The sequence below is a fragment of the Litchfieldella xinjiangensis genome (assembly GCF_000759345.1).
Classification (GTDB): domain Bacteria; phylum Pseudomonadota; class Gammaproteobacteria; order Pseudomonadales; family Halomonadaceae; genus Litchfieldella_A; species Litchfieldella_A xinjiangensis.
Window position 1 is genome coordinate 434,287 of the sequence record NZ_JPZL01000002.1, and the last position, 14,795, is coordinate 449,081.

The 14,795-nt window shown below is 59.2% G+C and carries 15 protein-coding genes; 12 read left to right on the forward strand and 3 right to left on the reverse strand.

What is annotated here, in order from left to right:
* Window positions 1–5: 5 nt before the first annotated feature.
* A complete protein-coding gene (locus JH15_RS09510; protein WP_052384019.1) occupies window positions 6–1,169 on the forward strand; it encodes a GGDEF domain-containing protein in 1,164 nt (387 codons plus the stop codon).
* On the opposite strand, the gene JH15_RS09515 is transcribed toward JH15_RS09510, so the two are convergent.
* Window positions 1,157–2,011: a sirohydrochlorin chelatase gene (locus JH15_RS09515; RefSeq protein ID WP_043529692.1), complete on the reverse strand. Its 855-nt coding sequence runs from the start codon at window positions 2,009–2,011 to the stop codon at window positions 1,157–1,159. The two genes, JH15_RS09510 and JH15_RS09515, sit on opposite strands and share 13 nt — an antisense overlap.
* A 167-nt stretch (window positions 2,012–2,178) precedes the next feature.
* Window positions 2,179–2,403, reverse strand: coding sequence for a hypothetical protein (locus tag JH15_RS09520; protein WP_043529694.1), 225 nt, complete (start codon window positions 2,401–2,403; stop codon window positions 2,179–2,181).
* A gap of 471 nt (window positions 2,404–2,874) precedes the next feature.
* Between JH15_RS09520 and nfsA the strand changes: the two genes are divergently transcribed.
* Window positions 2,875–3,606, forward strand: a complete 732-nt coding sequence (gene nfsA, locus JH15_RS09525) for an oxygen-insensitive NADPH nitroreductase (RefSeq protein WP_043529696.1) — start codon at window positions 2,875–2,877, stop codon at window positions 3,604–3,606.
* 90 nt (window positions 3,607–3,696) lie between these two features.
* Here the strand turns inward: nfsA and JH15_RS09530 are convergent, their stop codons facing one another.
* A complete protein-coding gene (locus JH15_RS09530) occupies window positions 3,697–4,398 on the reverse strand; it encodes a GntR family transcriptional regulator (RefSeq protein WP_052384020.1) in 702 nt (233 codons plus the stop codon).
* Window positions 4,399–4,677: 279 nt separating this feature from the next.
* Between JH15_RS09530 and JH15_RS09535 the strand changes: the two genes are divergently transcribed.
* The 10 genes from JH15_RS09535 (at window position 4,678) to JH15_RS09580 (ending at window position 14,642) form a co-directional block, all read left to right on the forward strand.
* Window positions 4,678–6,117 (forward strand): NAD(P)H-dependent oxidoreductase, encoded by a 1,440-nt coding sequence (locus JH15_RS09535; RefSeq protein ID WP_052384021.1) that lies wholly within the window; start codon window positions 4,678–4,680, stop codon window positions 6,115–6,117.
* 66 nt (window positions 6,118–6,183) lie between these two features.
* Window positions 6,184–7,146 carry a Bug family tripartite tricarboxylate transporter substrate binding protein gene (locus JH15_RS09540; RefSeq protein ID WP_231566414.1) on the forward strand — a complete coding sequence of 321 codons (963 nt, stop codon included), beginning with the start codon at window positions 6,184–6,186 and terminating at the stop codon, window positions 7,144–7,146.
* Window positions 7,147–7,257: 111 nt separating this feature from the next.
* Window positions 7,258–7,743, forward strand: coding sequence for a tripartite tricarboxylate transporter TctB family protein (locus JH15_RS09545; protein WP_043529699.1), 486 nt, complete (start codon window positions 7,258–7,260; stop codon window positions 7,741–7,743).
* 14 nt (window positions 7,744–7,757) lie between these two features.
* On the forward strand, window positions 7,758–9,248 hold the full coding sequence (locus JH15_RS09550) for a tripartite tricarboxylate transporter permease (RefSeq protein WP_043529700.1): 1,491 nt from the start codon (window positions 7,758–7,760) through the stop codon (window positions 9,246–9,248).
* Window positions 9,249–9,267: 19 nt separating this feature from the next.
* The gene (gene otnK / locus JH15_RS09555) at window positions 9,268–10,566 is read left to right on the forward strand and encodes a 3-oxo-tetronate kinase (protein WP_043529702.1); all 1,299 of its coding nucleotides are present in this window, start codon (window positions 9,268–9,270) and stop codon (window positions 10,564–10,566) included.
* 4 nt (window positions 10,567–10,570) lie between these two features.
* Window positions 10,571–11,218: a 3-oxo-tetronate 4-phosphate decarboxylase gene (gene otnC, locus JH15_RS09560; protein ID WP_043529704.1), complete on the forward strand. Its 648-nt coding sequence runs from the start codon at window positions 10,571–10,573 to the stop codon at window positions 11,216–11,218.
* A 94-nt stretch (window positions 11,219–11,312) separates the two neighbouring features.
* Entirely contained in the window at window positions 11,313–11,657 is a 345-nt protein-coding gene (locus tag JH15_RS09565; protein ID WP_043529706.1) for a DUF427 domain-containing protein, read from the forward strand.
* A 29-nt stretch (window positions 11,658–11,686) separates the two neighbouring features.
* Entirely contained in the window at window positions 11,687–12,085 is a 399-nt protein-coding gene (locus JH15_RS09570) for a GFA family protein (protein ID WP_043529709.1), read from the forward strand.
* A 57-nt stretch (window positions 12,086–12,142) separates the two neighbouring features.
* A complete protein-coding gene (locus JH15_RS09575; protein WP_043529711.1) occupies window positions 12,143–13,390 on the forward strand; it encodes an AGE family epimerase/isomerase in 1,248 nt (415 codons plus the stop codon).
* Window positions 13,391–13,556: 166 nt separating this feature from the next.
* Entirely contained in the window at window positions 13,557–14,642 is a 1,086-nt protein-coding gene (locus JH15_RS09580) for a mechanosensitive ion channel family protein (RefSeq protein WP_043529713.1), read from the forward strand.
* Window positions 14,643–14,795: the final 153 nt, after the last annotated feature.

Sequence of the window (14,795 nt, forward strand, 5' to 3'; positions counted from 1 at the left end):
CTTGCATGAAGGCCCAGAATTCGGGCGGTACGAGCCCGTTGCGGCCGATCACGCTGCATTTTTACGACCCGCAGCTGGAACGGGCCTTCCGCCATGCCACATTGCCCCGGGTGCGCGCCCATGGGCGTACGGCCATCCTTGTCGGCATAGTCGTCTACCTGCTGTGCGGATTGCTGGATATCTGGCATGTGCCGGACGCGGCCAGGGCAGGGGTATGGCAGGCGCGCCTTACGGCGCTGATGGTGCCCACCCTGGTCATGCTGGTGAGCTTCACCGCGCTCTTTCAAAGCCACGCCCAATGGTGGCTCACCAGCGTCAGCCTGGCCGCCGGCCTTGGTCTCATCGCCATCCAGGCCCAGGTGCCACTCGAAAGCTCGGCTTATTACTACCCCGCCATGGTGATGGTGACCTTCTATACCTACAACTTCATCGGTGTGCGCTTCCCCTACGCGCTGGGCATCGATGCGTTGCTGCTGGTGAGCTACAACCTGATCTTCGGTGGCCTGCTGGACTACCCTGGACACATCCTCTTTGGGCACAACGTCTTTATCGTCTCGGCCAACCTCATCGGCGGCACCACCGGCTATCTGGCGGAGCGCCAGGGGCGGTTGCTCTACCTGAAGGAGACGCAGCTCGAGGAGGAGCGGCACTATCATCGGCAGCGCTCGCTTCACGACCCGCTGACCGGACTGCCCAATCGCGACTTGTTGTACGACCGTATTGACCAGGCGATAGCCAGCAGCCGGCGTTATTCCGGTCTCCATGCCGGCTTTTTCATCGATCTGGATGGCTTTAAACGACTCAACGATCGCCTGGGCCACAGGGTCGGCGACCAGGTGCTGATCCAGATCGCCGAGCGGCTACGCAACTGCATACGCGACGTGGACACGGTGGCCCGTATCGGCGGCGATGAATTCTTCGTGCTGGCGCGTGACTTGGATTCGGAGCACGACGTTCACCGGCTGGCCGACAAGCTTCTTGAATGCATGCGCACGCCGCTGGCCGACCTGCCGGAACCTACCCAACTGCGGGGAAGTATCGGCATATGCCTGTTCCCGTACCCCGACATGAGCGTGACCGACATCATTCACCGTGCCGATACCGCCATGTACCAAGTGAAATCGGCACAGAAGGATGGTTATCGTATCGACTCGTTTCAGGCGGAATGAGGCAATTCCAGCAATAGAGGCTCGCCGGCAAGCGCCTGCTGCAGGCGAGCCTTCAAGATATCCACGATGCCGTCATGCTCGCCGACCAGGCGCGTGGTGGTGATGTCCAGGCCTGGCGACTGCGTCATTGCCTGCTCGCACATCTCCGCAATATCGCCGCCTTCGCCGGCGTGTCGCCCCGGCGAGAGAAACAGCATGGCCAGGATCACATCACGCTGGGCCAGGGTAGGCGAGGCCAGTAGATCGACCAGCAGCGGCTCGTTGAAGCGGTAGGCGTCGCCGTCGCGGCGCTCCATGGAAGCAAAGGTGACACAGCCGGCCTCCTCGGCGAGCAGCACGCTCAATTGCCCCGCCAGATAGTTACGCACCGCCGTAACCTCGGGAATCGGGCTGCCATGATCGACGAGCACCACTGCAGGCCGCGTCAGCCCTGGCATACGCTCGCGCACGTTGTCGGCCAGTAGCTGCGCCAGGCGCAGGTCCGGCGTTGCCTGGCTATCGACCAGTGGCAGGGCGACCTTGACCCCGAGCTGCGGATAGCTGGCTTGTACCTCGGCCAGGCGTTCCGGCAGGTAGCGGGTCAATGCCTGGCTGGGGCCGAAGAAGAACGGCAGGATGATGAGCTCGGTCACGCCTTGTGCGGCGGCGCGTTCGGCAAGCGGCCCCAGGGTGATGGCCTTGTCGCCGTCGAGCTGTTCAGGGGGGATCTTGTAGGAATGAAGCAGCGAGGCGGCGTCGACCGGTTCTCCGGTGATTTGGCCCAAGGCCCGTGCCAGACGGCGCAAGTTAAGCGTGGCTTGGGGGCGCAGGGAGCCGTTGTCGACGAGCACGATCTTTCGCATGGAGGCCTCGAGGCTGGCCAGCGGGGTGTCGCTGGCATGACGTTGGGCCTCATCACACTACCGTAACCGGCATCGGTCAAGAAATGATGAAAACGGCGAGAACCCTTACCCTCGGCACCCTATGCACAGGATGACCGAGGGTAAGGGCTCATGCCAAGTACGTCGAATCACTCCTCGTTTACGGCCATGACGCTGATCTCGCCAGCGCGCACTTCATCCCAGGCCTGGTCCAGGGTGTAGCCCTGGCGGGTATCGATGGCATCGATGACCTCCACGGCATGTTGCAGGGAGTCGCCGCTGGCTTTCAGAGCGACCACCAGCTTGGCAAGCTCCTGCTTGCTGAAAGTATTGGCAATGGCGTCGGCTTGTTGGGTCAGTTGGATACAGTTCATGATTCATTCCTCATGCTAGGTCATCATCCCCCGGGGGAATCCCGTCTTGGGGCGGCCATCTCCGATGGCGTTCTGGTGCCTTAGCTCGCATGCCGGGGCCGGTAAGCACCCAAGCTGCGCTGTGGCAGGTCATAAGCGTTCCAAGACCTTCATACCTGGCGCCGGGATCGACATACCGCGTGGCGCTCAGGGTGTAGCCGGGTGTGAGACAGAGAGTCGAGGTAGCGAACCTTGCCTGACACCGTGATTTCACTATGGGGTAGTACGAGGGCTTCCACAAAGCGCCATTAGGTGCATGGCAAGTTGTAGTAAAACTACAAAACCGAGTTTCTGGACCCGGGCGGGTAGCCGAATTACGGGAGGTTTGCTGCGGTGCCGCAAATCAATGACTTGGCGTGCCCCATGCAAAGCGTCGTCGAACGAATATAATAAGCAGGTTAACTATCGATACGCATATTTTTTCGAGGCGACATGAATCCCACCATTGAATTGCTGAAATCCCACCGCTCGATCCGTAAGTTCACCGACCAGAAGATCCCTCACGAGCTACTGCTCGAGCTGATTCGCGCCGGCCAGGCGGCCGCCACGTCCAGCCATATCCAGGCCTACACCGTCATTCACGTCAAGAACCCCGCCAATCGCGAGAAGATCGCCGAACTGGCAGGTGGCCAGGCCTACGTGGCCAACGCATCGGACTTCCTGGTGTTCTGTGCCGACATGAAGCGCCCCACCGAGGCTTCCGAACGCACCGGCGCCAACGTCGTGCGCGGCATGACCGAACAACTGCTGGTAGCCAGCGTGGATGCGGCGCTGATGGCCCAGAACGTGGCGATCGCCGCTGAATCCGAGGGGCTCGGCCTGTGCTACATCGGCGGTATCCGCAACAACCCCCAGGCCGTCAGCGACCTGCTGCAGTTGCCGAAGCACGTCTACCCGGTATTCGGCATGTGCCTCGGCTATCCCGCCGCCGATCCGGACGTCAAACCGCGTCTGCCGGTGGAGGCGATCCTCAAGGAGGATGTCTACACCGACGACAGCGAACTGGTCGCTGCCTTCGATGACGCCATGCTGACCTATTACGGCAACCGCACGGGTGGCAACAAGGAGACCAACTGGTCCAGGAACCTGACCCCACTGTTCGACAGCAAGCTGCGCGCACACATGCGCGAGTTCCTGGTCGAGCGCGGCTTCGAGATGAAGTGAGGGGTTCGTTCCACCTGCTCCCGTTTAAAGACGACGGGGGCAGATAAGGAAAAATGGTTATGGGCTCGGCTGAGCCGCTCTAGCCTCTGCCTATTTGATCTTGGCAAGGGTAGGCGTACTCTTCTCTACGCCTTGAGAGTTATCTTCATGGGCATATTTTACCCAAGTCTTTCCGAGGTGATTCCGCAATTCTCGGCCGATCTGCTCTGCATCTCTGGCTTCCATAGCAGCCATGATCGCTTCATGCTCGGCCATGGCTACCGACCATTTTTCATTCTTCTGGTTTGATAGATACCGAACACGATATAGCTGGCGGCTGAGTTTGGCATGGATCTCAATGAGAGATGAGTTACCAGAAAGCAATACGATCCGGTTATGAATGTCCTGATTCAACCGGAAGTAGTTCTGCCGATCTCGGCGCAGGAATGCGGCTTTCATCTCGAAGTGCAGAGCCTGCAGCTCGGCGATATCGTCTTCGGTAGCTTTAGTACAAGCCAACTCGGCGGCAGCCTGTTCAAGCACGCTCAATACATACGCTTTTTCCTGAATATCTTCCGGGCTGACATCAGCCACCACAGCCCCTCGATGGGGGGAGATAACGACTAATCCCTCCGACGCCAGGATTTTAAGCGCTTCTCGCATCGGTGTGCGTGACACCTTCAGCTGATCGGCCAACGTCCGCTCGGGCAACCGCTGGCCAGGTTGGAAATGGTCCATGACGATATGTTCGCGCAGGTAGTCCGCCACCTTTTCTACCAGGCCTGCTCGGTTCGTAGACTCAATGTCGTCCATTAGCTCAGTCACAATGATCCGAAAGTTAATAAGAGAATGGCATACCAAATAGTTGCTTTCAAATCATTCCTCAAGCTGGCGTAAAAACTAAAGTATTTTAAATACAATCACTTATACCTATTCGACGGCCGGTTGAGACCAAAGTCGAAGCGGGTCTTCATTGACCTCAAAAATGGTATACCACTACATTGCATCCACACGGTCTCGCTTCGTAAATACGCATTTGACGCATCGTAGCCATGACCTTACCGAGGCCGCACCGGGAGGCATCTTCAAGTCATGAATTATCTGCAGCACTTCGATTCTGAGAAAATTATTGAGGCATGTGTTGCCGGGGCCGGTGACTTTGGACGCGGTATACTGCGGCAGGCCGGGCAGATGAAAGGTCTGTCCGTGCGCATTGCAGTAGACGTCAATGCTGAGTCGGCCGCTCGAGCCCTGCAGCTCTCAGGTGTGCCGGACGATAAAATAATGGTATGCCATGACGAGTCACAGGTGAATGAAGCCTGGAAAAAAGGGTTCTTTATTGCTTCAGGGAGTCTTGAACTCGTCACTCACTTACCTTTCGACATCGTAGTGGAGTCGACTGGTATACCAGACGTTGGGGCGCGCCACGCCGAGCTCGCTATCCAGGCCGGTAAGCACGTCGGCATCGCGACGAAGGAGACAGAGTCGGTTGTCGGACCATATCTGACTCGCCTGGCCGAACGCCAAGGGCGGCTGTTTACACCTCTGGACGGTGATCAGCCTAGTTTGCTGATTGGTCTTGTCACGTGGGCTCAGACACTGGGTTTCGAGGTCGTGGCGGCCGGCAAGAGCAGCGAATACGACTTTATATGGGATGAGCAGGACGGCGCAGTCTGGTGTAACGGCCAACGCTATCCAGCTCCCGATTTGAAAAACCTATGGGCTCTCGCTGAAGACCAGGAAGCCGCAACCGTCTCGGCACGCAGTGAGTCGCTTTCAGAGATCCCGCAGATTTCAGTGCCGGATCTCTGCGAGATGACCAACGTCGCCAACGCCACCGGCCTGATCCCCGACCGGCCAGATTTTCATGCCATGGTGTTGCGCACCCATGAAGTTCCGACCCTGCTCGACCACCAGGAGTTTGGGGGCGTGCTGCAGGGCAGCGGCCGCTTGGAGGTGTTCAATTGCCTACGTCGACCCGATGAAGTCAGTTTTGCCGGCGGTGTATTTGTCGTCCTGCGCTGTGAGGATCAGGAGACTTGGGAATTACTGCGTGGCAAGGGGCATGTGCTTAGCCGTAGTGGTAACAGTGCAATGGTATACCTTCCACGCCATCTGCTGGGACTCGAAGCGCCGATTTCCATGCTCGATGTTGTGCTGAAGGGACTCCCTTCTGGCGGCGGATCGGCGGTCAAACCCCATGTCGATCTCATTGCTCGCGCCACACAGGACTTCGCAAGCGGTCAAACGCTGGAAATGAAAGGGCATCATCGCCACATCGAAGGATTAAGGCCTGAAGTCCATGCCGCGGCCCCGCTATCAGCGTCTTCCCCGGTCCCTTTTTACCTTCTCCCTGGCGCTGAGATTGTTCGACCGGTGGCAGCGGGTCAGCCGATTACGCTCGCCGATATTTCATTGCCCGATTCCCACATGCTCCGGCTTCGTCGGGCGCAAGATGCCATGTTCTTCAAGGACGCGGCGCCAACCACGCAATCCCCACATAAGGAGACCCAGTCCACACAGCACCTTTAACCTCGTTCGTTCATTAACCGACGTGACGCCCTAGATAACAAAACCTTTTTGGAGAATGCCATGTTCATGAAGCACTCACTCGTAGCGGCAAGCTCTCTCGGTCTGGCACTGGTGGGATATGCCTCGGCAACCATCGCTAACGAAGCTGCCGAAGACTACCCCACCAAGCCTCTGCAATTCCTGGTCGCGGCTGGCGCGGGCGGCGGTACCGATAACTTCGCACGTACCGTGAAGCCGATGCTGGAAGAGGTGTTGGATACGCGTGTCACGGTCGTGAATTTACCCGCGGCCTCCGGTGCCATTGCGCATCAGCGTACTGCGAACAGCGAGCCTGACGGCCATACCCTGGACTTTGCTTCCTCGACCTTGGTGACTTCTCTGGCCGCTGGGCAGAACCCCACGGGACTGGACGAACTAACCCCGGTCGCTCGGATGCAGTCCGATGTGATGACCTTGATTGTCGACCCTGAAAAGTACCCCGACTTCGAATCGTTCCAGAAACATGCCGAGGAGAACCCGGGCGAGGTCATTATCGGTGGTACTCACGCGGCCAGTCCCGACCGCATGGCATTCCTGTCATTCAGGGACGCTTCGGGGCTGGATATCAACTTCATTCCCTACGATGAAGAAGGCAGTGTTTCAGCCAACGTGATGGGCGGAAACATTGATGGCATGTTCGGTGAAATCAGCTCGACCCTGAGTTATATGGAGTCAGGCGAGATGATGCCTATCCTGGTTTTTGCCGAGGAGCGCCTGGAAAACTTCCCCGATATCCCAACGACGGTTGAGCACGGCTGGGACCTGACCGATGGCAACGAACGTGGCATCTTCGTCAACGCAGATACGCCTGAAGCCATCTTGGCAAAAATCGAGTCCTCCTTAAAAGAAGTGTACGACTCCGATGCCTATCAGGAATACGAAGAGCGCGTAAATCTTCATTATCGTGAAGGCTGGCTGGGCAGTGAAGAATATCGCCTGCAGTTGGAAGAGAACTTGGAGAACTACAAGCGTCTGCTCGAAGAGAACTGAGGGTTGAATAAGTTTTAACCTGAGATCGGGTTGGCCGAGCATAGGCCAACCCGATATTTCAGAAATCCATCTTCGTGTCACTTGATCGGCACATTATCATCGGGCCCGACCATGCAAGCCAAGGTAATGACTTTCTCTGCCGCGATAATACTGCTTGCTATCGTGGCACTCATACCCACTCTCCAGCTCCCCAGTGCCGAGGAAGTTTCGACCTTTATCGGCCCACGTTTCTGGCCATTGTGCTTGCTGATCGCCCTATTGGGACTGAGTAGTTTTCTACTGCTGACGACCTGGCGAAGCAGACACCAAAAAATTGACGAGGGCGAAGAGACTTCTTCTGACGAAGCCAATGGCAAGGCCGGTACAGCGACACGGACCCTGGCAGCGACGCGTCACTGGTGGCTGATGCTAGGCACCGTTGCCTACACCATGTTGATGCAGGGGATTGGTTTTCTCCTGGCTACCGTCGTTTTCGCCTTGTTCTGCACCGTGTTATTGGGTGCTCGCCATTGGGGCGCGATCCTTGCAACCGTCGTCGTTGCTGTCGTGCTGATCCAAGGCGTGTTCTCGTATCTTTTGGGAATTCCCCTGCCCTGACCTAGGAGTTGAACATGCTCGACAGCTTTCTGAACGGGTTGGCAGTGGTTTTCCAGCCCATGAATTTCCTGCTGCTGACCTCTGCGGTCTTCATCGGCTTTATTGGCGGGGCCTTGCCCGGCATCAGCGGGGTTATTCTGGTGGTGATTCTGCTGCCAGTCACCTATGGCATGGACCCCACCGCAGCGTTCATGCTACTGACAGCCATTTATGGCTCTACCGTTTTCTCAGGCCTGATCACCGCCATTCTTTACCGTGCGCCGGGAACACCGGAAGCGGTCATGACCGCGTTTGACGGCTATCCCATGACGCAGCAGGGCCAAGCCGGTAAAGCGTTGGGCATCGGGGTCTTGAGCTCAGCCATTGGCGGCCTGGTGGGAACCATCGCTCTGATCATTTTTACCCCGATGCTCGCATCGGTGGCACTCAAATTCTCGTCTCCCGAATACTTTGCCTTGGCTGTCCTGGGCCTCACTGTGGTGGCTTCCCTGGGCGGCCGATTGATCTATGGCCTCATCGGCGCATGTCTCGGCCTGTTTATCGCCACCATCGGTTTCGATCCGCTGACAGGCACCAGCCGTTACACGTTTGGAACTCTGGAGCTTGCCGAAGGGGTAGGGTTGATTCCCGTCATCGTTGGGCTGTTTGCCATCTCGGAAGTCATGAAGCGCGCCTTGGGCGAGGAGACCCATCAGCCGCTGAAGAAGGTGTCCATCAGGATCTTCGACATGCCTATCCTGCGCAAGATCGGCGTTACCTTGTCGCGCTCCTCGCTCCTGGGAGTCGTCATCGGGATCCTGCCTGGCATCGGCGCCAGTACGGCGGCCATGGTCAGTTACAGTGAGGCGGTGCGCTGGTCCAAGACCCCTGAGCAATTCGGGAAAGGGGCGCCGGAAGGCATCGCTGCCCCCGAAGCGGCGAACAATGCCGCCGCGATGGGTGCCCTGGTGCCTCTGTTCGCCCTCGGCATTCCCGGTAGCGGAACGACCGCTATCATCCTCGGTGCGTTCATCATGCATGGCTTGCAGCCTGGGCCCATGTTCATGGTAACCAGCAGCGATCTGGTCTATGCCGTGTTTGCCGGGCTGTTCATCGTCAATTTCATGATCCTGCTGTTCTCGAAGCCGTTCATCGCCCTGTTCACGCGGCTGTTGAACATACCGTACTCGGCCTTGGGTCCGATCATCGTCATGTGCTGCATCATCGGTACGTACTCGGTCCGTAACTCGATGTTCGATGTCTGGCTGATGCTTGGGTTTGGCGTCCTCGGCTTCCTGCTGGAAAAGCTCAAGTTCCCCCTGGTTTCGATCATTCTCGGTCTGGTGCTCGGGCCGATTGCCGAAAGCGAGCTGCGCCGGACCCTGGCCATGTCTCGAGGCGATTTCACGATCTTTTTCGAGCGGCCCATCAGCGCCACGTTGATCGTTATCTCGATCCTGCTGCTCACCGCCGCCATTGTCGTGCCCCTGCGCAAGCGGGCAAAGCTGAAGGCAGCGAATACTTAATCTGCAAAGGGAGAATTCCATGACGCTTGTCCTGGGTGCCATCGCCGATGACTTTACCGGCGCTACGGACCTTGCCAACAACTTGGTGCGTGCTGGCATGCGTTGCGTGCAGACCATCGGCGTGCCGAGTTCCGACTTCGCCCTCGACAATGTCGATGCCGTGGTGATCGCGCTCAAGTCACGCTCGATTCCGGCCGCTCAGGCAGTGTCGGATTCGCTTGCCGCGCTGGCCTGGCTTAAGGAGCACAACGCCCGGCAGATATTCTTCAAGTATTGCTCCACGTTCGACTCCACGGACGCGGGCAATATCGGGCCGGTGGCCGATGCACTGCTGGAACAACTGGGTGCAACGCAGACGGTGATGGTACCGGCGTTTCCCATCAACGGGCGCACCGTCTACCAGGGCCACCTGTTCGTGGGGGATCGTTTGCTCAGCGAGAGTGGCATGCAACATCACCCCCTCACGCCGATGACAGACGCTGACCTGGTTCGCGTTCTGGCCCGCCAGACGCCGCATGAGGTCGGCCTGGCTGCATATCCGGTTCTTGCCAGTGGTTCAGCACCGACGCGTGAACATCTCGATAAATTATCGGCCGATGGTGTTCGCCACGTCATCTGCGACACCCTGAACGAAGACAACCTGGACGTGCTTGCCGAGGCCGTGGTCGATTATCCGCTGGTCACCGGCGGCTCCGGTCTTGGTCAGGCCCTGCCTGAGCATTACCGGCGCAAGGGGTGGCTTACCGAGATCAGCGACCCGGGGCGCCTGGCACCGGCTTCCGGCAGCGCCTTGGTGCTATCCGGCAGCTGCTCCAGGGCGACGCTGGGTCAGGTGTCCAACTTCCTTGAGCGCCATCCAGGGATGGGACTCGACCCGTTGCTATTGGCGAAGGATCCCGCTCACCTTGAGAACGCACTCGCCTTCGCCCGTGAGCATCTCGCCAAGGGTGGGCCGGTATTGATCTACGCCTCCGCCGATGCGGGTCGCGTCAAGGCTGCCCAGGCGGAGTTGGGGGTCGAACAAGCCGGCGAGCTGGTCGAGCAGGCACTGGGTGAGCTAGCCCGGACGCTGGTTTCAGAAGGGGTAGGGCGGTTGGTCGTCGCTGGTGGCGAGTCATCGGGTGCCGTGGTCTCGGCCTTGGGCATACGTCAGCTTCGCATTGGCGATCAGATCGACCCCGGCGTGCCCTGGACCCAAGCGCCCCTGGAAGGGAAGGACGCGCCGCTGTCCCTGGCATTGAAGTCGGGCAACTTTGGCAGTGAAGACTTCTTCTCGCGCGCCTTCGAGGTGCTAGAGACACGAACCAAAGGAAACTAACGCCATGAGCCTGCATGACGAGAATCGCCTTCGCGAACAGATCGCCACTCTGGGCAAATCCCTGTTCGACCGCGGCCTGACCATGGGCTCCAGCGGTAACATCAGCGTGCGGACCGATGACGGTGGATGGCTGATGACGCCCACCAATGCCTGCCTGGGCCGCCTGGACCCGGGCCGTATATCACGACTGGACCGGGATGGTGGCTGGAAAGACGGGGACAAGCCCACCAAAGAGAGCTTTCTGCATATGGCGATGTACGCGGAGCGCCCCCAGTCCGAGGCGATCGTGCATCTGCATTCGACCCATTCCGTCGCGGTGTCCTGCCTACCCGGCATCGACCCCTGCGACTGCATTCCGCCGTTGACCGCCTACTACGTGATGCGCGTCGGTAAGCTGCCTCTGGTGCCCTACCATATCCCGGGGGACGAGAGCCTGGGCGATGCCGTGAAAGGGCTAGCCGGGCGCCACAGCGCCGTGCTGCTGGCCAACCATGGCCCGGTGGTAGCGGGAAAGAGTTTGGAAGCGGCCGTCTATGCCACGGAAGAACTCGAGGAAACAGCCAAGCTATTCTTGCTGCTGCAAGGCAAGAACCCCCGTGCCCTGACGCCCGAGCAAGTGGCAGAGCTTGAGGCGCGCTACCCCAGAGATTGATGCGAGGCGCTGGGTATCCCTCCGATAGCTTCCCTGCGGTGCTAGGCTGAACAACGGTTCCTGACTAGCGCCGATACCCATAAGGGAAGCTCCTATGACGTCCACCGAACCCCGTATCACGCTGGACCCGCTTAATCGCCGGGTGCAGGCCACGCTTGGCGACACGCTGCTTGCCGACACCACCCGCGCCATCGAACTGCGTGAACGCGGCTATCCGCCCCGCCTGTATCTTCCCCGCGAAGACGTACGCATGAACCGACTGACCCGCTCAGACACCGTGACTCACTGCCCCTTCAAGGGCGATGCGGCCTATTTCTCGGTAGGCGATGATGCCGACGTGGCGTGGAGCTATGAGCAGCCAAAGGAAGACATGAACCAGATTGCCGGGTACCTAGCGTTCGATGACGCCAAGATCAGCCTGACATCAACAGACCCATAACGACAACCCCATAAACAGAGGCACCGTCTATGCACACGGGTAGCTGCTTGTGCGGCAAGGTCCGCTACGAATACCGCGGCGAGATCGATGAAGTCTCCATGTGCCACTGCACGCAATGCCAGAAAGCGCAGGGCAGTGCCTTCGCCGCCGTGGCACCCATTCGCTCGGCCGACTTCCGCATTACCCAAGGCGCCGATTACCTCAAGGAGTACCGCGCCACGCCGAACAAGGCGCGGGTATTCTGCGCGGAGTGCGGCAGCCCCCTATTCAGTGCCCGCGACGACCTTCCCGAAGCCAAGCGGCTGCGGCTGGGAACCTTGGATTCGGCAATCTCACCCAGCAAGCGCTACCACGCCTGGGTCTCGTCCAAGGCCGCGTGGTTCGATCTTACGGATGAGCATCCTAAGTTCGAGGAGTTTGCACGCTGACTCTCGTGATTTCTCCCATGCTAGGCTAACGACGGGCGCTTCGATCCAGGTGCAATGATGACTCCCAACTCCAATCACACATCCCGGCGCTGGCTTGATAGCGCGACTCACCACCACTGGCTGACCCGTGAAGGGCTAGCGCTGCTCGATTTTCATCGCCAAGCGCGTCTGGCGTCCGGCGGTTTCGCGGCGCTCGATGGCAACGGACGCATTTTTGAGGGCGCTGGGGCCGACACCATGATCACCGGGCGCATGGCGCACAGTTATGCGCTGGCGGCATTGCAGGGCGTGCCGGGCGCCGCGGCGCTGGCCGAGCACGCCATCCGCGCATTGAGCGGTGTGCTGCGCGACGAACGCCATGGCGGCTGGTTCGAGGCCGACCCCGCCACAACCGAGGATCACACCAAGCAGTGTTATCTCCACCATTTCGTCGCCCTTGGCGCGGCCACCGCAACGCATGCCGGGATTCCCGGCGCGGCTGAACTGCTCGAGGACGTCGTCGGGGTGATTGAAACCCGCTTCTGGTCATCGAACGAACAGGCCTTTGTCGAGAGTTACGACCGGGACTGGCGCAATCTTGCCGACTATCGCGGCGGCAACAGCAATATGCACGGTGTGGAGCTTTGCCTGGCGCTGGCCGATGTGCGCAGCGAACCGCTATGGCTCGACCGAGCGCTGGCCATCGTCGAGCGGCTGATCCACCGCCACGCCGCCGACCGCGACTACCGAATACTCGAGCACTTTCACGGCGATTGGTCCGAATGGCCGGATTACAATGCCGACCAGCCCGACGACGGCTTTTACCCCTATGGCGCCACGCCGGGACATGGCTTCGAATGGTCGCGGCTGATGCTGCACCTGGAAGCTGCACTGGAAGCCCGTGGTCGGGCCGCCCCGGGTTGGCTGTTCAGCGATGCGGCGGCGTTGTTCGATGCCAGCCTGCGCGACGGCTGGGCAAGCGATGGTTCTCCGGGACTGGTCTACACCGTGGATTGGCAGGGCCGACCCCACTCCCGCCGTCGGCGTCACTGGACCCATGCCGAAGCACTGGCCGCCGCGGCCGCCTTCCTGCAACGCACCGGAGACGCCCACTACGAGAAGTGGTACCGGCAATTCTGGGACTTCATCGATACCACGTTCATCGACCGTGCGCGGGGTGGCTGGTACCAGGAGCTCGACAGTCAGTTGTCGATCGACCCGAACGAGGGCGACGTCAAGCCCGACCTCTACCACGCCTATCAGGCCACGCTGTTACCGCGGCTGCCATTGGCGCCCAACCTGGCGCTGGCCGTCAAAAAGCTATAAGCGTTTACCGGTTGTTTTATCAGCCAAGGCTCTTTGGGAGGCGCTAATTTTCTAAGTGCCGACAGTTACAGAGCTTTATCAAAGACTCTGGGTGACTTTCTGGCCTTTCCGAGCCGCCTATCTTAGGTTATTCGGGGTGGAGCCTCCATCGAGGATGGAAAGAGCAATGCTGAAAACTTTGGAAGCGAGTTTACAGGCCTGGATGTTGCCGGGCATTTCGGCATTGCTTGCCGTGATAGCCAGTTATACCCTCTACCGGCTGACGCTAGCGGTGATCCGGCACTTTTCGAAACAACGAACCGTCCCCCGGCTGTTTCTGGACGCGGCTGCCAAGGCGCTGGGCTTGGTCACTAGCCTGCTGGTACTCAGGGCCACGCTCAATGGCGCTCCGGATGACCTGTTGCTCTTGGCGCCGGTGAAACAGGTTGTCACATTGCTACTGATTCTGTCCATGACGTGGGCAGCGGTTCGACTGACCTCAGTCATTGGCGACGTTATCGTGTTGCTGAATCCGGTATTGGAAGGACAGTGGAAGCGGGCCCGCAAGGTAGAGACACAGACACGCTTCCTGGTCCGTTGCTTGAATGTCCTCGTTATCATCGTAGGTGTTGGTGCCGCGCTGATGACCTTCGAGCCGGTACAGCAAGTGGGCGCCAGTCTGCTCGCGTCCGCGGGTGTTGGCGGCATTATCCTGGGTTTTGCTGCACGGCCGGTATTCAGTAACTTGTTGGCGGGCATTCAGATTGCGCTCACCCAGCCGTTCCGCATTGATGATGTGCTGAACGTGCAGGGCGAGTGGTGCTGGGTCGAGGAAGTGACCGCCACCTATGTAGTCCTGCGGGTGTGGGATCAGCGTCGGCTTATAGTGCCGTTGCAGTGGTTTATCGAGAACCCTTTCCAGAACTGGTCGCGGAATACGGCGGATTTGCTGGGCACGGTCTTTATCTGGGTCGATTACACCATGCCGATCGAGCCACTGCGCCAGGAGTTCTCTCGCTTGCTGGATACGACGAAGCAGTGGGATGGCAAGGTGGCGATTGTTCAGGTTACCGACTCCAATGATCAGGCGCTACAGGTTCGCTTCCTTATGAGTGCACCTAACTCCAGCCAGAACTGGGATCTGCGATGCGCTATCCGTGAGGGGTTGGTGACATTCATACAGCAGCATTACCCCTCGCAACTGCCCCGCCTTCGTGCGCGATTGGTGGATACTTCGCCGGAGTTTGAGGACAACGCCAAACAACCAGGCTGAACTCCAAAGAGAACCGCCTGGGTTATCTGGGCTTGGATACCGATTCCAATCTGGCAACCGAAAGAGCCGTAGGGCTGTCGCCGAACCTTTCCAATTCTGGCTGGGCCTAAAACGGGTCAGGGTCGCCAATCTTATATGCGGGCGACCCATTGC

Excerpts from the sequence above, each read along its gene's own strand:
- otnK (WP_043529702.1), top strand. The coding sequence starts at position 9,268 with ATGACGCTTGTCCTGGGTGCCATCGCCGATGACTTTACCGGCGCTACG.
- JH15_RS09515 (WP_043529692.1), bottom strand. The coding sequence starts at position 2,011 with ATGCGAAAGATCGTGCTCGTCGACAACGGCTCCCTGCGCCCCCAAGCC.
- JH15_RS09570 (WP_043529709.1), top strand. The coding sequence starts at position 11,687 with ATGCACACGGGTAGCTGCTTGTGCGGCAAGGTCCGCTACGAATACCGC.
- JH15_RS09550 (WP_043529700.1), top strand. The coding sequence starts at position 7,758 with ATGCTCGACAGCTTTCTGAACGGGTTGGCAGTGGTTTTCCAGCCCATG.
- JH15_RS09545 (WP_043529699.1), top strand. The coding sequence starts at position 7,258 with ATGCAAGCCAAGGTAATGACTTTCTCTGCCGCGATAATACTGCTTGCT.
- JH15_RS09580 (WP_043529713.1), top strand. The coding sequence starts at position 13,557 with ATGCTGAAAACTTTGGAAGCGAGTTTACAGGCCTGGATGTTGCCGGGC.
- JH15_RS09565 (WP_043529706.1), top strand. The coding sequence starts at position 11,313 with ATGACGTCCACCGAACCCCGTATCACGCTGGACCCGCTTAATCGCCGG.
- JH15_RS09540 (WP_231566414.1), top strand. The coding sequence starts at position 6,184 with ATGAAGCACTCACTCGTAGCGGCAAGCTCTCTCGGTCTGGCACTGGTG.
- JH15_RS09575 (WP_043529711.1), top strand. The coding sequence starts at position 12,143 with ATGACTCCCAACTCCAATCACACATCCCGGCGCTGGCTTGATAGCGCG.
- JH15_RS09535 (WP_052384021.1), top strand. The coding sequence starts at position 4,678 with ATGAATTATCTGCAGCACTTCGATTCTGAGAAAATTATTGAGGCATGT.
- otnC (WP_043529704.1), top strand. The coding sequence starts at position 10,571 with ATGAGCCTGCATGACGAGAATCGCCTTCGCGAACAGATCGCCACTCTG.
- JH15_RS09510 (WP_052384019.1), top strand. The coding sequence starts at position 6 with ATGAAGGCCCAGAATTCGGGCGGTACGAGCCCGTTGCGGCCGATCACG.
- JH15_RS09520 (WP_043529694.1), bottom strand. The coding sequence starts at position 2,403 with ATGAACTGTATCCAACTGACCCAACAAGCCGACGCCATTGCCAATACT.
- JH15_RS09530 (WP_052384020.1), bottom strand. The coding sequence starts at position 4,398 with ATGGACGACATTGAGTCTACGAACCGAGCAGGCCTGGTAGAAAAGGTG.
- nfsA (WP_043529696.1), top strand. The coding sequence starts at position 2,875 with ATGAATCCCACCATTGAATTGCTGAAATCCCACCGCTCGATCCGTAAG.